This is a genomic window from Marinomonas gallaica (genome assembly GCF_049821165.1).
Taxonomy (GTDB): Bacteria; Pseudomonadota; Gammaproteobacteria; order Pseudomonadales; family Marinomonadaceae; genus Marinomonas; species Marinomonas gallaica.
This window is the reverse complement of sequence record NZ_CP187511.1, coordinates 1,997,953-2,020,557: the sequence shown is the minus strand read 5'-3', so window position 1 is coordinate 2,020,557 and position 22,605 is coordinate 1,997,953. Positions and strand designations below refer to the sequence as shown.

The following is a 22,605-nucleotide window of genomic DNA, read 5'->3' as shown; positions in this document are numbered from 1 at the left end:
ACCCCTCTAAATGGTTGCCATGGTAACTAACACCACACTTCCCAAAATCATCACACCTCCAAACCATTGCTGGGAAGAAATACGCTCATTAAAGCGACATTTTGAAAGATACAATGTACCTAAAATCTCTGCCTGCCCGAGTGTTTTCACCAACGCAGGATTTACTAAAGCAAAGCCCGTGAACCAGCCTATAGAACCTAATGAGCTCAATATACCCACTTTACAGCTTAATTTTACCGAGCGGTTTATCGGGGCTTTTAAATCTTTCGTTAACACAATTTGAATCGTACATAAGATCACTGACTGTAAAGCTAGAACATACCAGAGCGTCGCGCCAGCACTGGTAATAATTGAACCCTCTAAAGAGTGACTGGCAAGTGATGCAGTGACCGACGTTATCGCAAAACAGAAACCACTTCCTAACCCCGCAATCAGAGACAGATCCTTATGCGCATGACGCAGATTTTCTAAGCGAATACTCATAACTAATGCGCCAAATACCCCCAACACAATCCCCATCCACGCCATAAAGCTCAGCGAATGATGAAGCAACGGGATGCCAATCAGTGCGGCCAATACGGCTTCCGTTTTGGCCAACAACGTGCCAAGCGCAAAGCTCCCTGATTGAAAGACTCTTAGCATTAGATAGGTTGCAAACACCTGAGCAATTGCGCATACAGTAGCGTAGCCTACAAATTGCCACGCTAGAGGAAATGAAATACTGCCCAAAGCAAACCAACAAACGAATAAATACAACGTCACCAATGGTAAGCCATACAACGATCGCGCCATGGTTGCATGTAAAAACCCCTGCTCTTGGGACAATGTTTTTTGATGCGCGGTGCGCATTGCTTGGCAAGCTGCCGCAAATAAAGTGACAAAGATCCACATGTCGAAGTATTCTTCCCAATCTTTAATGTATTAGTGTCAAGAATGCTATCTATCTTATTATTTGTAAAAGGAATAATAAGAATTCTATAGATAACTTCTCGAAATACAAATACATCAATTAAAAGGCTTTTAAGCTTTTTCATGCACCTCTAATCGTTAAGTGATCAACTGTTGTGAAAAAACAATTTATTAAATTTGGTATCGTAGGAAGTATCGGCTTTCTAGTCGATGCGTGCGTACTGTGGTTTTGCTCCCATTGGCTACCCTATCCAACTGCTAGAGCCATTTCCTTTTGGGTGGCCGTGACCTCGAACTGGTGGTTTAACCGCATCTTTACTTTTCAGGACGCCAATCATCTAGAAAAGCCGCATCAGCAATGGGGAAAGTTTTTCTTAGCATCTTTAATCGGCTTTATCCCAAACTGGGGAATTTTTGTATACGCTATGTGGTTAGGAGAACAGCTGGAACTTTCTCATTATGCTCTCTTCCCTTATGTTGCTATGGTTCCTGGCGTCCTTGCCGGTATGTTAGTTAACTTCTCCCTGTCCAAGTTTTGGGTATTCAAAGCATAATGTTTTACTCAGGCGTTTCTACACGACCGTCTGCATATCTTGCGAAGCGACCAGCGCCGTCACCATGGGTCTGGTCGTTATCTGGCCAAGACCAACCACCAAATTGCGTGTTCTGGAAATCAAAGAACGCTTGCTGCAATTCTTGTCGAGTATTCATGACGAAAGGGCCGTGCTGCTGAACAGGTTCATCAATTGGACGTCCTTGAAGCAGCAAGAATCGAGCCTTCTCTGTCCCTGTGTTTTTAAGCACAATCGATGCATCACTGATCAGCACCAAGGCTTCTTTTATGGTGATAGACTCACCGTCTAACTCGCCCGTTTGGCCTTCAAAGAAATACAGCGTACGACTTAAGTCAGCGGCGGCGGCAGGCAATACCCAATGAGCGTGTGGATCAAGATCTATGATCCAAATAGCCACTTCATTATTAGCCTCTCCAGCCCATGAGTCGGGTGGCGGCGTCAAAGCAGACTTAATCTCGCCACTTGGTAAGCGATAATCCCCTGCCACCACCTTTACTTGTGCTTTATTGCCTTGCTCATCAGTCACATCGATGACTGGTGTTTGCTCATTCCAAAGCATAGCAAAGTGGGGCTCCACCATTTTGCTTTTGGCCGGTAAATTTAACCAAATTTGGAACAGCTCGATTGGATTTGGCTTGTCTTCGTAGACTAAAGGGAACATTTCAGAATGCTGCACACCTTTCCCTGCGGTCATCCATTGTGTATCACCTTCACCATAGCGCCCTGCTGCGCCCATAGAATCGGCATGATCAACAAAGCCTTCATTGACAATGGTCACGGTTTCAAACCCACGATGTGGGTGAGCGGGAAAACCAGGCACTTTACTACCGTGATACATACGCCAGCCATTGATACCAGCGAAGTCTTGTCCTATTTGACGGCCCGACAATGACGCCGCTGGGCCAAGCTGACCATTTCCTTTGGGAAAATCATCGTTGTGAAAAGCGCAAAATAGAAATGGATCAAAGGTAGGCCAAAACATTTCCAACTTTAATCGCTGCTTTATGGAAGCTGACATGGTAATTCCTTATCAAAGTAAACGTATTTCTATAAGACTATCCCAAGCCCCCCTAAGATTCGACACTCTGCACGAGACTTTCATACTCTATGAATTATGTTCCAAATCAAGTATGAGCTAAATTTCTTATGTTAGCGTTGGGATAAGACTTTCGTCTTAAGCGCTATGTAATGTGTTGACCGCCATAAAGAAACTAAGAAAGACTAGCAAAAAAATAATAGACTGGAGAGTACCTCATGGTACGTATTTGGATAGCAACATTTATTATGGCAGGCGTTTCCATTGCTGCGTTTTTTTATGCAAACATTCCTATGTGGTATGCCGTTGGCACGACACTTATATGCGCCTTGAACGGCATTATTGCAATGCTAAGTCATCAACGTTACTTCAAAGATCAATCGGCTTCCTCTACTCAACTCAGCACTTCTTCAGTTGGCCATTCAGGAAAAGTCGCGTCATCAGTCTCTGCAACCGCCTCACAAATGGCCATTGGTTCCGCAGAAGTCTCTTTTGCTGTAGACAGCTTGACGCAGAATATTCAAGAAGTAGAACAACACAGCCAGCAGATTTCAGAGGCAACGACAGATCTGAGTAATAACGGCGAGCAACTCGCAAATCATATTGTGACGGTAAACAGTACGATGGAACAAACGGCTGTGGCGGCATCACAATCAGAGCACCAATTAAGAGAAGGTGCTGAGCGTGTTGTAGCACTCACGACCGCCGTTAACAGTGCTTCCGAGCAGCTTGAGCGACTGAAACAAAGTGCTGATGATATCGAAACCATTACTGATGTGATCAAAGGCGTCTCAGAGCAAACGAATCTACTGGCCCTCAATGCCGCGATTGAAGCCGCTCGTGCGGGTGAGCAAGGGCGTGGTTTTGCCGTAGTAGCAGACGAAGTACGGACCTTAGCTGCAAAAAGTGCCGATGCCTCACAACAAATTGCAGACATGCTGACTGAAGTGCGTGAAAATACGCTTAGAACACGTGATGACATGGCTAATGTTACTGAGCAAAGCCAGCATTTAGAAGCTGAGCTGAGCGAAGTCACTGACACATTTTTAGGCATCACTCAAGATGTCAAAACCGCCTCGAAGTCGATGGAAGAAATCAAACAGTCGAGTCTTGGCTTTCAATCTACTAGCCTACAAATTAACAAATCCATTGATGACATCAGTGCTTCACTAGCGACGCTGTCACGTCGAAGTGAAGAGCTTTCAAACCAAGCTGGCTCATTAAGTCAGGGAACCGAAAGCGTATTCTTAGCCTTAGATGGCATTCCTCATGACAACTTCTTTAGCACCACGCTTGAGGAAGGCAGGATCGCTGCGAAACAAATTGGCGCACTTTTTGAGTCTTGGATTAAAGATGGCAAATTGAATCAAGGCGCGTTGTTTTCTGAACAATACCAACCCATAACAAACACCAATCCGACTAAGTTTTCCACCAGCTACGATCAACTGACAGATCAATATCTACCTAACATTCAAGAGCCTATTCTCGATCGGAATTCGCATATCCTCTATGCTGGTGCAGTCGATCGAAAAGGTTATTTTCCCACACACAACCGTCGCTATAGCCAACCATTAACCGGTGATTACGAAAGAGACTTAGTAAACAACCGCACGAAACGTATCTTTGACGACCCAACAGGGCGTCGTTGCGGCAGTCACACTGATACATTTCTAATGCAAACCTACAAGCGTGATACCGGCGATATTTTACATGATTTATCGATCCCGATTTACGTCAATGGCAAGCACTGGGGCGGCTTCCGCATTGGCTTCAAAGCCGAGTACAATTAACCATTAGCGGTGTATGGCAAACTGACATAACGCATCATGCCTATCGAAAAACAAAGATGTTACAACGGCCGTTGTATCATCTTTAGGCTTTCTTTTGATTACAAAAGTTTCAATTCCACCTTTTACTTTCTTAAGTAACTCCAGACTTCTGTCTCTCAGAGAGATTGGTAGACTGCGCTCTAATAATAAACACAAAATAGAGAGTATCTTCCATGATTAATAACGAAGCACTACCTTCGAACGACCAACGTGAGGTTAAAATTGTCCTGTTAATCGCGGCGTTCGTGATTCTGCTGGCAACGTTTTTTAACCAACTTCCTGGTGGCATGATCGGCGCATTAGGTGCCATGGTCATTGTTGGTTATATTCTAAACTACCTTGGTGATCGAACACCTATCATCAACCAGTTCTTTGGTGGTGGTGCCATTGTTGTCATCTTTGGCTCCTCTTACCTATTCCATTCGGGGTTCCTTTCCGGTGAGATCGAACAGCAAATCACCACCTTTACTAAAAGCGGTGGTTTCTTATCGTTCTACGTTGCCAGTCTAGTAACGGGCTCGATTTTAGGAATGAGTACGGATACTCTCAAAAAAGCCGCGTTAAAATACATCCCTGTTATTTTAGGAGCGGTATCTGTTTCCTTCTTGTTTGCGGGTGTCATAGGCTTATTCTTTGGCAAAAACTTATTTGAATCACTGATGCTAATTGCCTTGCCTATCATGGGTGGCGGCATGGGTGCAGGTGCTGTACCTCTGGTCGAAATCATGTCTGGTCGTACCGGTATGGACACTTCTACCTTAATGTCTCAAATGGTCCCAGCGCTCGCCATTGGTAACGCCATTGCCATCGTGATCGCTGGTCTTCTTAACAAAGTAGGTCAAATAAAGCCTAGCTGGACAGGTAACGGAGAGTTAATCCGCGGTGATGCCCCTGATCTAGAAGACAAATCAGGTACTGGCGATATATTAGATGTTAAGAAATTAGGCATGGGCGCACTAATTGCCATCAGTATGTTCTTCTTAGGTACACTGCTGTCGAATATCATCAGCATGCACACCTACGCGCTGATGATCCTTTCAATTGCGCTTATCAAAGTGTCTGGTTTAATGCCTGAGCGCCTCGAAAAAGCCGCGCATGCTTGGTACACCTTTGTGGTTGGCAACTTAACACCTGCACTGCTGGTCGGCATCGGTGTTGCCTACACCGACTTAAATCAGATCATTGATGCGTTAACGCCGATGTACTTTGCGATGGTTTTTGCGACGGTACTTGGCGCGGCCATTGGTGCGGGTCTAGTGGGTCGTCTCATGGGCTTCTACCCTATCGAATCGGCCATTACTGGCGGATTATGCATGGCAAACATGGGCGGAACTGGTGATGTTGCAGTACTCGCCGCAAGCAAGCGTATGCAATTAATGCCGTTCGCTCAGATCTCTTCCCGTATTGGCGGCGCCTTTATGCTAATTCTGGCTACTTTTGCCATTCAATTATTGGCGTAAATAAGACTATTCCAAGGGTCCTCTATGAGGACCCTCACTCCTCCCCTATAATGCTAGGTATTCGCCCATGACCGCTAATACCATGACTCTGAAATCCTATTTAACAGCCATCATACTGATTACCATCACGCTGATTATTGCTGTGTCGGGTGCGTTATTAGTCTTTGTTACCAAACAAACGTATTTAGATGGTATCAGCCAACGAGGTACAGAGTTGGCAAGTGTTCTCGCGGAAGACAGCCATATCATCCAAGCAGTTAGGCGCTCTAACCAAGGCATTGATCAGTCACTGCAAGACTATATTGAAACAATCCGCGCAAAAACTGACGCGTCTTATATTGTCATAACTGACCAACAGGCCATTCGTTTAAGTCACCCGCTAACCCAGCGTGTCGGAAAGCGTTTCCAAGGGAACGATATCTATCCGACCTTAGAAAAAGGCCTCACCCGTACCACTGTTGCTACTGGGACGCTTGGATCAGCCATCCGTAACTTTGCACCTATTATTGAAAACCAACAGGTGATCGGAGCGGTGAGTATTGGCTACTTAGAGCAGTCAGTAACGGACTTATTGTTTAATTATTATCTCGAAGCCATGCTTTGGTTGGGATTTATTTACATAGCCGCAATTCTGCTAACTCTGTCACTATTAAGTAAACTAAAGCGTACTTTTTTAGACTATGAGCCAGAAGAAATCGTACAGCGTTTTAAAGAACACAGTTTATTACTTGGCAGCATCAGAGAAGGCATTATCGCCATCGACCGACACCATAAAGTGACAGCCATCAATGATGCGGCATGCTATTGGTTAGCACCAGATCAAGACCATCATAAGCTCATCGGTTTACCTTTAAATGAGTTATCACAAACACTTGCTTTACTCATCGTCGATACATTAAGCCATCGCAGCAAACACTCCGTAACGTTAGGCCGACATGATTTCGCCGCATCCTTGTATCCGATACAAATTGAAGCTACGCATTCTGGTTACTTGATTGTTCTTAATCATGAACAGAATATGTCCGAGCTTGAACAGGAGCTTGCAAGGACTTCAGCCTACGCCAATCAACTTCGATCCAAGACCCATGAGCACAACAATAAACTTAATGTGCTTTCGGGGTTGCTGCAGGCAGGCAACACACAATCCGCGATCGACTATTTGCAACAAGAAAGTGATCATCATCAGAATCTGCTGGGAGCACTCGTAAGAAGTATTGAGAACAGCACCGTCGCAGGCATGCTGTTAGCGAAATACAATACCGCAACCGATCACAACATTGATTTCACACTAGACGAAGATAGCCAACTTAAAAATTACACTCAATCTTCCAATGATGATTTAGTATCATTAATTGGCAACTTAATTGACAATGCCTGTGACGCGGCACTGAAAAGAATAAAATCAGCCCCCGAAGTCAGTGTTTTCATTAGTGATAGAACGAATTATCTGATGATTACCGTAGAAGACAGTGGCCAAGGTGTCGATGAAAAGATTGCGCAACGTATCTATGACTTAGGAGTAAGTAGCAAACAAAATGCACCTGAGCACGGATTTGGGCTCTACTTAGTGAGCCGTATCGTAAGCCGATATAACGGCACCTTAGACTGGGAACGCAGTGATCATAACACCACAGTATTCAGTGTTTACCTAGATAAACGAGAACTAGAACAATGACTCAATATTCCGTTTTGATCGTAGAAGACGATCCACAAGCAAGCTACACACTAGAACAAGCGGTTAATAAGCACCCTCTGTTTAAGGTCATCGCTGCGGCAGAATCTGTTACAGAAACGCGTGAGTATTTAAAACAGCAACCAGATGTCATTTTATTAGACATTACACTGCCCGATGGGGACGGCATGAGTTTGCTAAGAGAAATACGCCAACAAAATGTTGATGCTTCCGTGATCATGACCACAGCAGAACGTGAGTCCAGTATGGTCGCTCAGGCAATTCAATTCGGCGTGATTGATTATCTTGTGAAACCGCTGCGTCTTTCTCGTGTTCATCAAGCTCTTAACGACTTCATTGCTTTTCAAGCAAAACTCGAGGAGTCGGAGCAAATTGATCAACTTCAAATTGATGACTTGATGCGTAAAAGCAATGTAGCAAGCAAAAGCCGTAAAACACCAAAGGGTATAGACGCCACAACACTTGCAACTATGGTTGAGCACATTAAACAGCGCCAAGAGCCATTCTCAGCCCAAGAAATTGGCGACGCATTAGAGCTAAGCCGAATCACAGCCCGACGCTATTTAGAGTATTTAGAAGAGCAAGGCATGGTTAGCATGAGCCTTAATTACAATACCGGCGGCCGCCCTAAACAGCTTTATCATATTGTCGGTTAACCGCTTTTTTCCACCATGGATACTTTACTCGCATATTCGCCACTAATAACGAACCAATAATGAGTACAACACCACTCCATTGCAAACGGTCTAACGACTCGTCCAACATCAACATGCCTAATCCTACAGCAACGATCGGATTAAGCAGGGACAGCATGCCAAAGGCATTTGGCCCGACTTGCTTTATTGCATTGACCGCAATTAAATAGCCCAGTGCGGTATTCAAGATCACCAACCAAATCAACCCAGGTAGCTCATCGGCGCCAACAGGCATTGGTGCCCCCTCAAAGAACCAGGCAACCGGCACCAAAAGTACACCAGCCATTAGCAATTGCCATGTCGCCACCCCTAATATATCGGATACTTGCCAATGCTTAGTCAATAAGCTGGCAATCGCAACAAACAGTACCGCAGCTAAAGCACAAGCCACACCGATGGGGTCGAGGTCTGCTGAAGGGTTCAACAACAGAATCACCCCAGCCAAGCCAACCATAGCACTGATGGTCGCTTTCAGCTGTGGACGCTTCCCTTGTATCAACCACTGAATAATAATGAGCAGTAAAGGTAAGGTCGCACCCAATGTGCCCACTACACCACCAGGCAAGCGATAAGCTGCGGTCATCAGCAAGATGAAGAATAAGCCTATATTAAAAAAACCTAAAATAAATACCTTACTCAAAGACATTCTAGGTAATCGACGAACAAAGAAAAGCAGAAAAACTCCCGCTCCCAGTGCACGCCAGACAGCCACCCAAAGAGGTGTCATATCCGTTAAAAACAAGCCAACAGCAGCATACGTACTGCCCCACAAAATCGGAGCTAACGCAGCAAGTAAAAATGGGTACATAGAGCCTCACATGAAATTTTATCTTTTAAAAAAGATACTTTTTTAAAAGATATTGCCATAGCGTCTTTAAATCAAGTATCTTTTGTAAAAGATACTTTTTTGCAATGCATTTCCACAGTTTGAGAGAAACATGTCTGATCACGTAGAAAAACTTTTACTGCAATGGAGCGATGTTCGACCAGATCTCGACTGCAGCCCAATGGGTATCATTGGTAGAATTGGCCGTATGGAGAAATTCTTATCGCCATCTGTAGAGGCCGTTATAAACTCACATGGCATGAGCCGCATAGAATTCGATTTAATGGCGACCCTGCGTCGAGCAAATGGTCCTCTAACACCAACAGAGCTCTATAAAACCACCATGCTTTCGTCTGGCGCCGTTTCTAGTAAGTTAGATAAACTCGTCGATCGAGCTTGGGTAGAGCGTCTAGTCAATGAAGAAGATCGCCGAAGCTGTCGAGTTATTCTTACTGAGAAAGGCATTGGAGTTATTGATCCAGCAGTCGAAGACCATGTCTACAACCAAAAAAAACTCCTCGAAAGTTTAACCTCCGAGGAGCAACAGACTTTAGGAAACCTACTGGCCAAATGGCTTGGCGAGCATGAAAATCAGCTTTGAATTAATTCAAAGTACTTAGCGCAGCATAACGTTCAGTGGACGCCATATTGACTGCACGCTTCAAGGCATCTGGCGTTTGATACACTTGAGTAATGAATTTCTGATCTTGGACTTGTTTCGCATCTAGATAATTATGCTCGACTAACCAACCTTTTAAGGCTTCTTGATCCAGCTGACCATCAGGAAGCTTCATTTTATTCATATCATCATCGGATAACTGCGCTACGGTTCCACCAGGCAAATAAATTGCGCCCGTAATAAAGTCCACACCAAACGCGACAACCCCAGGAACAAACCAGAACAATAAGCCTAAGGCATCTAACGCCACCACCCCAATGTCCAGCTTACCGCTGTTCTGCCCCTGACGCTCTGGATAAATTAATGTGCCACATGCAGCTAATTGGGACACAATGACCGAACCTACTACAAATTTAGTAACGCCTTTCGATGTGATGTTCATGTTTTTCTCTCCTGTAAAAGCTTATGTATTTGAATTTGGCCCAGTTTTAGCCACATATCAATGCCGTTCATAGGAGTTTGTTTTTGTTTGCGTATTTAAGGCACATTAGTTAGAGATCTAACTAATTATTTGACATTCCACTACCCTTATTTTTCTAGTATCTGGTCATTGTACTGATCCATCGGAAAAGTGCTGGTAGCTTCTAGAGAAGACGCATTACACAAAGAGAAGGGATGCGGAGCAACCATCGATATACTGACGGGAGAAAGAATGAAGGTGCTGAAGTAGCTGTTAGACTCAGCTACATGGGATCTCTGAGACAATCCAAGCGAGCTTGCCTATATCCATAATAGCAGCACTGATAACAACGATTCCCAATAGTTTCATGCCTTCACCTAATTTCAAACAGCGTATTAGATTTATAATACAATCTAACGAGCTTAGCGCATGCTCATTTGCACTCTTTTACAATCAATACAGATTCTTTACGACAAAAAAAACCCTGCACAAGGCAGGGTTTTTCGTCTCTCGATCAGGTCAGTTAAGCAATTGCTTACCAGCCAGTGATTTCTTTTAGAGCAGAACCGATGTCCGCAAGAGAGCGAACTGTTTTAACGCCAGCGTCTTGTAGTGCTGCGAATTTCTCGTCAGCCGTACCTTTACCACCAGAGATGATCGCACCAGCGTGACCCATACGCTTACCAGCAGGTGCAGTTACACCAGCAATGTAAGACACAACAGGCTTAGTCACGTTTGCTTTGATGTAAGCAGCCGCTTCTTCTTCCGCTGTACCACCGATTTCGCCGATCATAACAATCGCTTCAGTCTGAGGATCGTTTTGGAACATTTCCAATACGTCAATGAAGTTAGTACCAGGGATTGGATCACCACCGATACCAACACAAGTAGACTGACCAAATCCAGCGTCAGTAGTTTGCTTAACGGCTTCGTAAGTCAATGTACCAGAACGCGATACGATACCTACTTTACCTGGCAAGTGAATGTGGCCTGGCATGATACCGATTTTACATTCGCCTGGTGTGATGACACCTGGGCAGTTAGGACCAATTAGGCGTACACCTAAGTTGTCACAAGCCACTTTACAGTCAAGCATATCAAGCGTCGGAACGCCTTCAGTAATACAAACGATTAGTTTGATACCAGCATTAGCTGCTTCAAGGATTGAATCCTTTACGAAAGGTGCTGGAACGTAGATAACAGACGCTTCAGCGCCAGTTTCAACGACTGCTTCTTTTACTGTGTTGAATACAGGTAGACCAAGGTGAGTTTGACCACCTTTACCTGGTGTTACACCACCGACCATTTTCGTACCGTAAGCAATCGCTTGCTCAGAGTGGAATGTACCTTGGCCACCAGTGAAACCCTGACAGATTACTTTTGTATCTTTGTTAATTAAAACAGACATTATTATTTGCCCTCCGCAGCTTTAACAACTTGTTCAGCTGCGTCTTTTAGACTTGTTGCAGCAATGATGTCTAGACCAGAGTTCGCAAGAACCTCACGGCCTTTCTCTGCGTTCGTACCTTCAAGACGAACTACAACAGGCACTTCAACACCAACCTGTTCAACCGCACCAATGATACCTTCTGCGATCATGTCACAACGAACGATACCACCGAAGATGTTAACCAAAACCGCTTTAACATTGCTGTCAGAAAGAATGATTTTGAACGCTTCTGCTACGCGCTCTTTGGTTGCACCGCCACCAACGTCAAGGAAGTTAGCTGGCTTGCCGCCGTGTAGGTTTACGATGTCCATTGTGCCCATCGCTAGGCCTGCACCGTTGACCATACAGCCAACGTTGCCATCAAGTGCTACGTAGTTAAGTTCCCACTGCGCTGCATGGGCTTCACGCTCATCTTCTTGAGAAGGGTCGTGGAACTCTTGCATTTTCTTCTGACGGTATACAGCGTTGCTGTCGATATTGATCTTACCATCTAGACAGTGAAGGTTACCTTCATCTGTAATCACTAGAGGGTTGATTTCTAGAAGCGCGAAATCATGGTCATGGAACATTTGCGACAAACCAAGGAAGATCTTAGTGAACTGCTTGATTTGAGTTGGGTTAAGACCCATTTTGAATGCCATTTCACGCGCTTGGTATGGCTGTGCGCCTACTAGCGGATCGATCTCAGCTTTGTGGATCAGCTCAGGTGTTTCCTCAGCTACCTTCTCAATTTCCACACCGCCTTCAGTAGAGGCCATGAAGACTACGCGACGAGTAGAACGATCTACTACAGCGCCTAGGTACAATTCATTTGCAATGTCTGTGCAAGACTCGACTAAAATCTTAGCAACTGGCTGACCTTTTTCGTCAGTTTGGTAAGTGACTAGGTTTTTACCTAACCAGTTCGCTGCGAATTCTTTTACTTCATCCAAAGAATCAACAAGCTTTACACCACCTGCTTTACCGCGACCACCAGCGTGAACTTGAGCTTTAACAACCCACTTATCACCACCAATTTTCTTCGCTGCTTCTACTGCCTCTTCCGGCGTGTCTACTGCGTACCCTGTAGATACTGGCAGGCCATATTCAGCAAAAAGCTGTTTCGCCTGATATTCATGTAGGTTCATTTGATTCTTCCGCTCATCTTAATGATTGACATAAGCTCTGTCCTTAGACAGAAATTGCCGGCTCTAGGCCGGCAAATCGAATTTTTTTATTTGCGTTTACGGTTTGCAATGTGGATCGCGTGACCATCCACTGCAAGCGCTGCTTCATGCACCGCTTCACTGACCGTTGGGTGAGCAAATACAGTCAACGCAATGTCTTCTGCTGTTGAACCGAATTCCATCGCAATGACTGCTTGTGCAATAAGGTCAGCTGCATGGCCACCAATAATGTGACAACCTAGAATACGATCTGTTTCTTCATCAGCAATGATCTTAACGAAGCCATCAGTATCGTTCGCAGCCATAGCGCGACCAGACGCTGCAAATGGGAATTTACCCACTTTGTACTTAGCGCCTTCTGCTTTCAGCTGTTGCTCGTTTTTACCGACCCATGCTAATTCTGGGTGCGTATAAATAACAGATGGAACACAGTCATAGTTCATTTGTGCTTTATGACCAGCGATGATATCCGCAACCATGACACCTTCTTCAGAAGCTTTGTGTGCCAACATTGGACCACGAACAATATCACCAATCGCAAACACACCAGGTACATTCGTGGCACATTGCTCATCAACAAATACGAAGCCACGTTCGTCTAGGTTAACGCCTGAGTCACCTGCTAGACAGCCATCTGTAAATGGCTTACGACCTACAGCAACGATCAGCTTGTCGAACGTTTGCTTTTGCTCTTCGCCTTTAGCATCAAGGAAAGTGACTTCAACTTCTTCACCTTTCACTTCGCTGCCTGTTACGCGCGCACCAACACGAATGTCTAGACCTTGTTTCTTGAAGATTTTAGCGGCTTCTTTAGCTAAATCTTGGTCACATAGACTTAGGAACTGATCTTGCGCTTCAAGAACAACCACTTCAGAACCAAGACGCTTCCATACAGAACCCAACTCAAGACCGATAACACCGGCACCGATTACACCAAGACGCTTCGGCACTTCACGGAAGTCCAATGCACCTTCGTTATCAACGATGATGTCACCCGTACGAGGTGCTGGCGGAATATTAACTGGCACAGAACCTGTCGCAAGAATCACGTTGTCTGCTTCAAGTGTTTCTACAGAGCCATCGTGTGCTGTGAATTCAACTTTCTTGTTCGCAAGCAGCTTACCAAAACCTTCAAAACTGGTTACACCATTAGCTTTAAAGAGACCAGCGATACCACCCGTTAATTGGTTTACAATGTTGTCTTTGCGATCAACCATCGCATTAACATCCATTGAAACGCCTTCCACACCAATGCCGTGAACTTTAAATTCTTCTGTCGCATCATGGTATTTATGAGAAGAGTCCAATAGCGCTTTAGATGGAATACAACCTACGTTCAAACATGTACCACCTAGGCGTGGCTTGTTGTCTTTATCCAACCACTTCTCGATACATGCTGCTTTAAGGCCCAGTTGCGCTGCACGAATAGCAGCAACATAACCACCTGGACCACCACCGATTACGATTACATCAAATTTATTAGACATAGGATTTATCCATTGTTGTTTGCTAGGACGTTGTACGTCCTAGCAAGTTTTACTCATATCCACAGAAGTGGGTGCAATTACTTAGATTTCAAGCAGTAGACGTGCCGGATCTTCTAATAAGTCCTTGATGGTAACAAGGAATTGCACCGCTTCTTTACCGTCGATCATACGGTGATCGTACGACAACGCTAGGTACATCATAGGCTGAATGACAACCTGACCATTCACCGCCATTGGACGCTCTTGGATTTTGTGCATACCCAAGATCGCTGTTTGAGGTGGATTAATAATTGGCGTCGACATTAGCGAACCGAAAATTCCGCCATTTGTGATGGTAAACGTACCACCTTGCATGTCATCCATACCCAGCTTACCGTCACGGCCACGAACAGCGAAATCCATGATATTAGACTCGATATCCGCAAGACCCATTGCTTCTGTGTTACGAAGCACTGGCACCATTAAACCGCGATTAGTCGATACCGCAACACCGATGTCTTGGTAACCATGGTAAACCATGTCATTACCGTCAATCGAAGCATTGACTGCTGGGAAACGTTTTAAAGCTTCTGTTGCTGCTTTCACGAAGAAAGACATAAAGCCAAGTTTGGTGCCATTGTGAGTCTTTTGGAACAAGTCTTTGTACTTGCTACGCAGCTCCATAACAGGACCCATGTTTACTTCGTTGTACGTTGTAAGCATGGCTGCACTTTGCTGAGCTTCCACTAGACGCTTAGCAATCGTTGCACGTAGACGAGTCATTGGTACACGTTTTTCAACACGACCTTCTTCACCTAATGCTGCAGTCACCGCAGGGGCAGCGGCAGCTTTACTCTCTGGCGCAGCAGCTTTAGCAGGTGCTGGTGCAGATTTCTTTTGTGCAGCAGCGTCTACGTCTTCTTTCGTAATACGTCCGCCTTTACCTGTGCCTTTGACTTGTGCTGCCGTCAAACCGGCTTCAGCAAGTGCTTTGCGCGCCGCGGGACCCGCGACAGCATCTTCATCACCCTCTTCAGCAGGCGCAGCAGCTTTTTCAGCGGGTGCAGTGGCTGCTTCGCCTGAAGCACCAACAGAAAACTTAGCCAATACTTCAGAGCTTAGAACCGTGTCGCCTTCAGCTTTTAGGATGTCAGCAATCACACCATCAGCCGGTGCAACAACTTCAAGCACTACTTTATCTGTTTCAATGTCGACAATGTGCTCATCACGCTTACACGCTTCACCTGGTTGTTTGTGCCAAGCAGCAACTGTGCCATCAGCCACAGACTCTGGAAATACAGGTGCTTTAACATCTACTGTTTCAGTAGCGGCGCCAGCATCAGCTGGGGCTTCTGTTTTTTCTACTGCTTCTGTTTTTTCTGCTTTTGCTTCTGTTGGCGCAGCAGATGCCGAAGCACCAGAGTCAAACACAGCCAAAACTTCAGCGCTCAATACGATATCGCCTTCAGCTTTAAGAACTTCTTTCAATACACCATCAGCAGGAGCAACAACTTCTAAAACCACTTTATCGGTTTCAATATCAACAATGTGCTCATCACGTTTACACGCTTCGCCTGGTTGTTTGTACCATGTAGCGACAGTGCCATCTGCTACAGATTCTGGAAAAGTAGGTGCTTTAATTTCAATACTCATTTTTTACCCTTATCTCTGACAGGCAGTGTTGCTAGCCGACAATCGCGTCGTTAACCAGCGCTTCTTGTTCTTCAACGTGTACAGACATGTAACCTGCTGCAGGTGCTGCAGAAGATATACGTCCAGCGAAGCGAATCTTAACGTCTGGATATAGCTTCTCTAATACACGGCTCATACGGTGGCGGTTTGCATGCCAAGCACCTTGGTTCTTAGGTTCTTCTTGACACCAAATCAGCTCTTCAACATTTTTGTACGGTTCCAACACAGCTTCAAAATCTGCATATGGGAATGGGTACAATTGCTCAAGACGAATGATTGCCACATCATCCTTGGCCAACTCTTCGCGACGGTTGTAAAGGTCGTAATAAACCTTACCGCTACAGATCACCAAACGCTTAACATTCTCAGGCTGAATATTATCCGCTGATTCTGGTAATACCGTTTTGAAGCTGCCTTCAGACAAGTCTTCTAAAGTCGAAATTGCTTGCTTGTGACGCAATAAACTCTTCGGAGACATGATAATTAATGGACGACGCATCGGACGAATCGCCTGACGACGCAAGATATGGAAGATCTGCGACGGTGTTGTCGGTACACATACCTGAATGTTGTACTCTGCACACATTTGCATGAAACGCTCAAGACGAGCAGATGAATGCTCTGGTCCTTGACCTTCATAGCCATGCGGCAACAACATGGTTAAGCCACATAAGCGGCCCCACTTATGCTCACCACTCGTGATGAACTGATCAATAACAACCTGCGCACCGTTAGCGAAATCACCAAATTGAGCTTCCCAAACAACCAAACCATTAGGTGAAGTCGTTGAGTATCCATATTCAAAAGCCAGTACCGCTTCTTCAGACAAGTATGAATCGTACAAGTCTAATGTAGGCTGATCTTCTGAGATGTGCTTAAGTGGAATATAAGTGCTGCCATCTTTTTGGCTGTGGACAACCGCATGACGATGAGAGAACGTGCCACGACCTGAATCTTGCCCCGTAATACGGATTGGGTAGCCTTGCTCTAATAGCGTTGCAAAAGCCAGTGTTTCGGCATAACCCCAGTTTAGAGGCATTGCACCAGCGGTCATTTTATCGCGATCTTCATAGATCTTCATAACTTGACGCTGAACCACAATACCATCTGGAACAGATGTGGTTTTCTTAGCCACTTCTTGCAACTGAGCCAACGGATAAGAGGTATCACCCGCATCAGTCCATTCCACACCTAGGTATGGCTTCCAATCGACAAAAAGCTCTAACTTAGGCTCAAGAACTAAGCTTTTGGCCACATGACGCGCGTTGTCTAAGTCTTCACGGTTTTCACTGACTAGCTCATCAGCTTCTGCTTCCGTAACCACTTTTTTCTCAATTAAGTATTCAGCATATTTAGTACGAGTCGTCTTCATTTTATTGATGACTTTGTACATTAATGGCTGAGTACCAGACGGCTCATCTGTCTCGTTATGACCACGGCGGCGGTAACAAACCATGTCAATCACAACATCACGACCAAACTCGTAACGGTAATCCAATGCAAGCTGAGTGACAAACAGCACAGCCTCCGGATCATCACCATTTACGTGTAAGATCGGCGCCTGAATCATTTTCGCAACATCTGTAGCGTATTCAGTTGAGCGCGAGTCTTCTTGGCGGTTCGTTGTAAAACCAACTTGGTTGTTGATAACGATATGTACTGTACCGCCCGTGCGGTAAGCACGTGTTTGAGACATCTGGAATGTCTCCATAACCACGCCTTGACCAGCAAAGGCCGCATCACCATGAATGGAGATAGGTACAACTGTTTTACCCGTTTTATCTTTGCGACGATCCTGACGCGCACGTACCGAACCTTCCACTACTGGCGAAACGATCTCAAGGTGAGATGGATTGAACGCCAATACGGTGTGAACTTCACCACCCGCTGTCATCACATTTGAAGAAAAACCTTGGTGGTATTTAACATCACCAGACGTGTTAACAAGTTTTTTACCTTCGAACTCATCAAACAAATCTTTAGGGTTCTTACCAAGTGTATTAACCAGAACATTTAGACGGCCACGGTGAGCCATGCCAATCACAACTTCTTTTGCACCCAGTGCGCCGGAACGTTGAATTAACTCATTCACCATTGGAATTAAGCTTTCGCCACCTTCCAAACCAAAACGTTTAGCGCCTGGATAACGACTTGCAAGGTATTTTTCAAGACCTTCTGCTGCAGTTAAACGCTCAAGCAATGCTTTGCGGGTCTCTTCAGAATACTCTGGACGAGATCGAACTGACTCCACGCGCTGTTGCAACCAAGCTTTTTCTTGGGTATCAACAATATGCATGAATTCGTAGCCGACAGAGCCACAGTAAGTTTTCTCAAGCTCAGCAACCATATCTTTAAGCGGCATGCTTTCTTGATTGAAAAATAGAGAGCCGGTATTGAACGTTGTATCTAGATCTGCACCAGTCAATTGATGGTAGCCCAGATCAAGATCAGCAACTTTATCTCGTTTAATTAGATCAAGTGGATCTAAGTTTGAGTGTTGGTGACCTCGTACGCGGTAAGCGTTAATAAGTTGAAGTACATTGATTTGCTTTTGCTCATGTGCTGAGCTAGCTGCGACACCTGTAGAAACAGGTATATTGCGGAACTTGTTTTTACCAAGTTCTAAGAATTGTTGTTGAATAACAGAGTGAGGAAGATCGGTTGACTGCGCTTCGCTAACTCTCGGCAACTGATCAAAACATTTCCGCCATTCTTCCGATACTGAGTTGGGGTCAACTAAGTAGCTCTCAAACAGCCCCTCAACATATTCAAGGTTGCCCCCTGAAAAGTGAGAAGTGCTCCATAGCAACTCCATCAAACTTTCATGCATTCTCGATCACCCTTTTATGTTCGAGCCAGCTATCGCCAATTTGCGATAACTCTTATATTTTCTTTCTGGTTACGACTACATTAACGCAGTCGCCAGCTTATTATTTACTTTTTGCCTAACTACACTTAAACAGTTCTATTCTAAAGCACGAGTGCATTACTATTTAGTAATAAATGGGACTATTTAGTGTTTTTTCATAATCAGATATATATCCGTTATGAAAAACTAAATTCTTTGCAACTCAAACATTCTATCTGCGCACTTAATGTTGCATTTAAGAGCGTAGTTAGGGTGGCTTTTAAAAGCCACCCTAAAACATAACCGCATTTAGATTATGTTTATGTGTACATCTTAGGTCGCACGCTGGATCAACATAGTACGAATGTTACCAATCGCCTTAGTTGGGTTTAGACCCTTAGGGCATACGTTGACACAGTTCATGATGCCATGGCAACGAAACACACTAAACGGATCATCAAGCTCACTCAAACGATCTTGCGTTGCCGTATCACGACTGTCCGCTAGGAAACGGTATGCTTGCAGTAAGCCTGATGGCCCAACAAACTTATCTGGATTCCACCAGAAAGATGGGCAAGCAGTCGAACAACATGCACACAAGATACATTCATACAGTCCATCTAGCTTCTCACGCTCTTCAGGACTCTGCAAACGTTCAATCGCTGGTGCTGGCGTATCATTGATCAAGAACGGTTTAATTTTCTCGTACTGTTTGTAGAACTGCCCCATATCGACCACTAAGTCACGCACAACTGGCAGACCAGGTAATGGACGAAGAACAAGCTTATTATTCTTCGCTGCAGCCGATACCGGAGTAATACACGCGAGGCCATTCTTGCCCGACATGTTCATACCATCCGAGCCACACACACCTTCACGACATGAACGACGGTAAGAGATACTTGGATCTTGTGCTTTTAAAAGATTAAGCACATCAAGCACCATCAGGTCTTTTCCTGCTGGCAACTCGATTTCAAAATCCTGCATGTAAGGCGCATCGTCCTTCTCAGGATTGTAACGATAGATACTAACTAACATTGACATAACTCCTTAGTATGAACGAACTTTAGGTGGGAAAGCATCCATTGTCTTAGGCGCAAAGTTCACATCACGCTGGGTTACTTTCTTCTCAGCTGGGTGATACAAAGAGTGCTTCAACCAGTTTTCATCGTCACGTTCAGTGAAGTCATTACGAGCATGCGCACCGCGGCTTTCTTTACGGAATTCCGCAGGAATCGCTGTTGCTTCTGCCACTTCCAACAAGTTCTCAAGCTCCAATGCTTCAATACGAGCTGTATTGAAGGCTTGACTCTTATCTTCTAGATGTAGATTCTCAACGCGTTTACGCAACTCTTTAAGCTGCTCAAGGCCTTTCTGCATCGAGTCACCTTCGCGGAATACCCCGAAGTAAAGCTGCATCGTTTTCTGCAGATCGTCACGAACCTTAGCAACACTTTCGCCACCAGAGCTGTTATTTAAACGCTCTAAACGAGCCATTGCATCTTTAACGTCTGTATCACTTGCATCCATAGACTCGAAGCCTTCATCAAGAGACTTCTTAACCTGCAAACCTACTGCGCGGCCAAACACGACTAAATCAAGTAGCGAGTTACCACCTAAGCGGTTGGAACCATGCACCGATACACAAGCCACTTCACCACAAGCATATAGACCTGGAATGATGACATCTTCGCCTGTCGGCGTTTGCTTGATAGCTTGGCCACCAATATTCGTTGGAATACCGCCCATCATGTAATGACACGTTGGGATAACAGGAATAGGCTCTTTCACTGGGTCCACATGCGCGAACGTACGCGATAGCTCCAGGATACCAGGAAGTCGCTTATTAAGCGTTTCTTCACCAAGGTGATCAAGCTTTAGAAGAACGTGATCGCCATTTTCACCACAACCACGGCCTTCAAGAATTTCTAGAATCATTGAACGAGCAACAACATCACGGCCAGCTAGATCTTTGGCGTTTGGTGCATAACGTTCCATGAAACGTTCGCCGTCTTTGTTGATCAGGTAACCACCTTCACCACGACAACCTTCTGTAACCAACGTACCAGCACCGTAAATACCCGTTGGGTGGAACTGCCACATTTCCATATCTTGCATTGGGAAACCAGCACGCAACGCCATACCTACACCGTCACCAGTATTGATATGCGCATTCGTTGTCGATTGGTAAATACGACCCGCACCGCCTGTTGCCATGACCGTTGCTTTCGCTTTCAGGTAAACCGTTTCACCCGTTTCCACACAAATCGCTACAACACCTACCACAGCGTCATCAGCGTTTTTCACAAGATCTACAGCGTACCACTCGTTTAGAAATGTGGTGCCGCCTTTCAGGTTGGCCTGATAAAGCGTATGAAGCAGTGCGTGACCAGTACGGTCAGCTGCCGCACACGTACGAGCGGCCTGTCCGCCTTTACCAAAGTCTTTAGACTGACCACCGAAAGGGCGCTGATAAATACGTCCATTTTCTTTACGAGAGAAAGGCAACCCCATGTGTTCAAGCTCGAATACAGCTTGTGGGCCAACAGAACACATGTATTCGATTGCGTCTTGGTCACCAATGTAGTCCGACCCTTTTACAGTGTCGTACATGTGCCAGCGCCAATCATCATTTGGATCTTCACTTGCGATGGCACACGTAATACCACCCTGTGCTGATACGGTGTGAGATCGTGTTGGGAATACTTTTGTTACACACGCGGTATTCAAACCAGACTCTGTTAACTGAAGTGCAGCACGCATACCTGCGCCGCCGCCGCCCACTACAATGGCATCGAAAGAAATAGTACGAATATTAGCCATTCTTTATAGCCCCCAAAGAACCTGAATTCCCCATACGACATAGATAAACATCACTAAGCCACATAGAGATTGAAAGAAGAAACGAACACCTGTTGATTTAATGTAGTCAGTTGAAATAGACCACAAACCAATCCATGAGTGGATACCAATAGACAGCAAAGTCAACAGACTAAAAATTCGCATGGAAGTTGTTTCAAACAAACCACTCCACTGCTCATAAGTTAGATCTGGATTCAGAAGCAAGTAACCGATAAGAAAGATACTGTAAACTGACAATACCAATGCAGAAATACGCTGCATCATCCAGTCATACAGACCTGAACGGCCAAAGCTAGTAATTTGAGTTACCATATCCATACTCCTGCTAGTAGAATCAGAACAACAGCGATCACTAGGTTCGCTTTTGCCGCTATGCGGCCACTTTCAAGTTCTTCGAAATGCCCCAAATCCATAAACAAGTGCTTAACACCTGCTACAAAATGGTACATCAATGCAGAAACGACACCCCAAACGACAAATTTCGCTAGGAAGTTGTTTTGTAGCACCTCTACCACTTGATCAAAACCTTCTTGTGAAGACAATGATTGGTCAAACGCATAGAACAGGAATGCTAACCCAATAAATAGGATGATCCCGGTTACTCGATGCAAGATAGAGACAATTGCGGTTACGGGCATTGATATTGTGGAAATATCAAGGTTGACTGGTCTTTTTTTGTTCACGACTCTATACACCACTTTATTTGATTGAATGGTCAATCACGACCCAAGTTCTATTTTCACCAGTAAGTAACGATGGTTCTGCTCTTATTGGATCACATAGGCCTCCTTGAAAATCCCATCGATTTGCAAGCGACATTGGCACGAGCGACTCAAACTTGCCAAATAACACCGACAAATCAATGAAATCATCGGAACGCAATTATAGACTAGGCCAAAAACCTAAGACAAATACACAGAACACGGGGTTTTCAATGATCACCATTCATAAAATGAATGGAGCCATAAACAAAAGCAATAATGGTATAAAATTACAGATTCTCAACTATTTAAATTTAT

At 44.9% G+C, this 22,605-nt stretch carries 19 protein-coding genes; 6 read left to right on the top strand and 13 right to left on the bottom strand.

Going from position 1 to position 22,605, the window contains the following annotated elements:
- Positions 1-6 precede the first annotated feature (6 nt).
- Complete coding sequence (locus ACPUEK_RS09460; protein WP_425643012.1) at positions 7-891, bottom strand: EamA family transporter; 885 nt, start codon at positions 889-891, stop codon at positions 7-9.
- A gap of 173 nt (positions 892-1,064) precedes the next feature.
- Between ACPUEK_RS09460 and ACPUEK_RS09455 the strand changes: the two genes are divergently transcribed.
- Positions 1,065-1,463, top strand: coding sequence for a GtrA family protein (locus ACPUEK_RS09455; RefSeq protein WP_425643011.1), 399 nt, complete (start codon positions 1,065-1,067; stop codon positions 1,461-1,463).
- A 4-nt stretch (positions 1,464-1,467) separates the two neighbouring features.
- Here ACPUEK_RS09455 and ACPUEK_RS09450 read toward each other — a convergent pair whose 3' ends face one another.
- Positions 1,468-2,502, bottom strand: a complete 1,035-nt coding sequence (locus ACPUEK_RS09450; RefSeq protein WP_425643010.1) for a pirin family protein — start codon at positions 2,500-2,502, stop codon at positions 1,468-1,470.
- A 236-nt stretch (positions 2,503-2,738) separates the two neighbouring features.
- Between ACPUEK_RS09450 and ACPUEK_RS09445 the strand changes: the two genes are divergently transcribed.
- From ACPUEK_RS09445 to ACPUEK_RS09430, 4 genes are all read left to right on the top strand, one after another.
- Positions 2,739-4,310 (top strand): methyl-accepting chemotaxis protein, encoded by a 1,572-nt coding sequence (locus ACPUEK_RS09445; protein ID WP_156489002.1) that lies wholly within the window; start codon positions 2,739-2,741, stop codon positions 4,308-4,310.
- A 212-nt stretch (positions 4,311-4,522) separates the two neighbouring features.
- Entirely contained in the window at positions 4,523-5,809 is a 1,287-nt protein-coding gene (locus ACPUEK_RS09440) for a 2-hydroxycarboxylate transporter family protein (RefSeq protein WP_067036844.1), read from the top strand.
- 67 nt (positions 5,810-5,876) lie between these two features.
- Positions 5,877-7,484: a sensor histidine kinase gene (locus ACPUEK_RS09435; RefSeq protein ID WP_082866034.1), complete on the top strand. Its 1,608-nt coding sequence runs from the start codon at positions 5,877-5,879 to the stop codon at positions 7,482-7,484.
- Positions 7,481-8,158 carry a response regulator gene (locus ACPUEK_RS09430; RefSeq protein ID WP_082866035.1) on the top strand — a complete coding sequence of 226 codons (678 nt, stop codon included), beginning with the start codon at positions 7,481-7,483 and terminating at the stop codon, positions 8,156-8,158. The genes ACPUEK_RS09435 and ACPUEK_RS09430 overlap by 4 nt, the downstream gene beginning before the upstream one ends.
- Here ACPUEK_RS09430 and ACPUEK_RS09425 read toward each other — a convergent pair.
- Positions 8,130-9,005: a DMT family transporter gene (locus ACPUEK_RS09425; protein ID WP_425643009.1), complete on the bottom strand. Its 876-nt coding sequence runs from the start codon at positions 9,003-9,005 to the stop codon at positions 8,130-8,132. The genes ACPUEK_RS09430 and ACPUEK_RS09425 overlap by 29 nt on opposite strands.
- Before the next feature lie 130 nt (positions 9,006-9,135).
- On the opposite strand from ACPUEK_RS09425, the gene ACPUEK_RS09420 reads away from it, so the two are divergent.
- A complete protein-coding gene (locus ACPUEK_RS09420; protein WP_067036838.1) occupies positions 9,136-9,624 on the top strand; it encodes a MarR family winged helix-turn-helix transcriptional regulator in 489 nt (162 codons plus the stop codon).
- A 1-nt stretch (position 9,625) separates the two neighbouring features.
- On the opposite strand, the gene ACPUEK_RS09415 is transcribed toward ACPUEK_RS09420, so the two are convergent.
- The 10 genes from ACPUEK_RS09415 to sdhC form a co-directional block, all read right to left on the bottom strand.
- Positions 9,626-10,084, bottom strand: coding sequence for a hypothetical protein (locus ACPUEK_RS09415; RefSeq protein ID WP_067036835.1), 459 nt, complete (start codon positions 10,082-10,084; stop codon positions 9,626-9,628).
- A 553-nt stretch (positions 10,085-10,637) separates the two neighbouring features.
- A complete protein-coding gene (gene sucD / locus ACPUEK_RS09410) occupies positions 10,638-11,510 on the bottom strand; it encodes a succinate--CoA ligase subunit alpha (RefSeq protein ID WP_067036831.1) in 873 nt (290 codons plus the stop codon).
- Positions 11,511-11,512: 2 nt separating this feature from the next.
- Positions 11,513-12,679, bottom strand: coding sequence for an ADP-forming succinate--CoA ligase subunit beta (gene sucC, locus ACPUEK_RS09405; RefSeq protein WP_067036828.1), 1,167 nt, complete (start codon positions 12,677-12,679; stop codon positions 11,513-11,515).
- 86 nt (positions 12,680-12,765) lie between these two features.
- Positions 12,766-14,205, bottom strand: coding sequence for a dihydrolipoyl dehydrogenase (gene lpdA, locus ACPUEK_RS09400; protein ID WP_067036825.1), 1,440 nt, complete (start codon positions 14,203-14,205; stop codon positions 12,766-12,768).
- 81 nt (positions 14,206-14,286) lie between these two features.
- Complete coding sequence (gene odhB / locus ACPUEK_RS09395; RefSeq protein WP_425643008.1) at positions 14,287-15,837, bottom strand: 2-oxoglutarate dehydrogenase complex dihydrolipoyllysine-residue succinyltransferase; 1,551 nt, start codon at positions 15,835-15,837, stop codon at positions 14,287-14,289.
- Positions 15,838-15,868: 31 nt separating this feature from the next.
- Positions 15,869-18,706: a 2-oxoglutarate dehydrogenase E1 component gene (locus ACPUEK_RS09390; RefSeq protein WP_067036819.1), complete on the bottom strand. Its 2,838-nt coding sequence runs from the start codon at positions 18,704-18,706 to the stop codon at positions 15,869-15,871.
- Between the two features lie 351 nt (positions 18,707-19,057).
- Complete coding sequence (locus tag ACPUEK_RS09385) at positions 19,058-19,762, bottom strand: succinate dehydrogenase iron-sulfur subunit (protein WP_067036817.1); 705 nt, start codon at positions 19,760-19,762, stop codon at positions 19,058-19,060.
- A gap of 12 nt (positions 19,763-19,774) precedes the next feature.
- Positions 19,775-21,547 carry a succinate dehydrogenase flavoprotein subunit gene (sdhA, locus tag ACPUEK_RS09380; protein ID WP_067036815.1) on the bottom strand — a complete coding sequence of 591 codons (1,773 nt, stop codon included), beginning with the start codon at positions 21,545-21,547 and terminating at the stop codon, positions 19,775-19,777.
- 3 nt (positions 21,548-21,550) lie between these two features.
- Positions 21,551-21,898, bottom strand: a complete 348-nt coding sequence (gene sdhD, locus ACPUEK_RS09375; RefSeq protein ID WP_067036812.1) for a succinate dehydrogenase, hydrophobic membrane anchor protein — start codon at positions 21,896-21,898, stop codon at positions 21,551-21,553.
- Positions 21,892-22,269, bottom strand: a complete 378-nt coding sequence (gene sdhC / locus ACPUEK_RS09370; RefSeq protein WP_067036809.1) for a succinate dehydrogenase, cytochrome b556 subunit — start codon at positions 22,267-22,269, stop codon at positions 21,892-21,894. Before sdhC ends, sdhD begins: the two co-directional genes overlap by 7 nt.
- Between the last annotated feature and the right edge of the window lie 336 nt (positions 22,270-22,605).

Coding starts and splice junctions, on each gene's coding strand:
- ACPUEK_RS09450 (WP_425643010.1), bottom strand. CDS start 2,502: ATGTCAGCTTCCATAAAGCAGCGATTAAAGTTGGAAATGTTTTGGCCT.
- ACPUEK_RS09385 (WP_067036817.1), bottom strand. CDS start 19,762: ATGTTAGTTAGTATCTATCGTTACAATCCTGAGAAGGACGATGCGCCT.
- ACPUEK_RS09430 (WP_082866035.1), top strand. CDS start 7,481: ATGACTCAATATTCCGTTTTGATCGTAGAAGACGATCCACAAGCAAGC.
- ACPUEK_RS09425 (WP_425643009.1), bottom strand. CDS start 9,005: ATGTACCCATTTTTACTTGCTGCGTTAGCTCCGATTTTGTGGGGCAGT.
- odhB (WP_425643008.1), bottom strand. CDS start 15,837: ATGAGTATTGAAATTAAAGCACCTACTTTTCCAGAATCTGTAGCAGAT.
- ACPUEK_RS09440 (WP_067036844.1), top strand. CDS start 4,523: ATGATTAATAACGAAGCACTACCTTCGAACGACCAACGTGAGGTTAAA.
- ACPUEK_RS09415 (WP_067036835.1), bottom strand. CDS start 10,084: ATGAACATCACATCGAAAGGCGTTACTAAATTTGTAGTAGGTTCGGTC.
- ACPUEK_RS09420 (WP_067036838.1), top strand. CDS start 9,136: ATGTCTGATCACGTAGAAAAACTTTTACTGCAATGGAGCGATGTTCGA.
- sucC (WP_067036828.1), bottom strand. CDS start 12,679: ATGAACCTACATGAATATCAGGCGAAACAGCTTTTTGCTGAATATGGC.
- ACPUEK_RS09460 (WP_425643012.1), bottom strand. CDS start 891: ATGTGGATCTTTGTCACTTTATTTGCGGCAGCTTGCCAAGCAATGCGC.
- ACPUEK_RS09390 (WP_067036819.1), bottom strand. CDS start 18,706: ATGCATGAAAGTTTGATGGAGTTGCTATGGAGCACTTCTCACTTTTCA.
- sdhD (WP_067036812.1), bottom strand. CDS start 21,898: ATGGTAACTCAAATTACTAGCTTTGGCCGTTCAGGTCTGTATGACTGG.
- lpdA (WP_067036825.1), bottom strand. CDS start 14,205: ATGTCTAATAAATTTGATGTAATCGTAATCGGTGGTGGTCCAGGTGGT.
- ACPUEK_RS09435 (WP_082866034.1), top strand. CDS start 5,877: ATGACCGCTAATACCATGACTCTGAAATCCTATTTAACAGCCATCATA.
- ACPUEK_RS09445 (WP_156489002.1), top strand. CDS start 2,739: ATGGTACGTATTTGGATAGCAACATTTATTATGGCAGGCGTTTCCATT.
- sdhA (WP_067036815.1), bottom strand. CDS start 21,547: ATGGCTAATATTCGTACTATTTCTTTCGATGCCATTGTAGTGGGCGGC.
- sucD (WP_067036831.1), bottom strand. CDS start 11,510: ATGTCTGTTTTAATTAACAAAGATACAAAAGTAATCTGTCAGGGTTTC.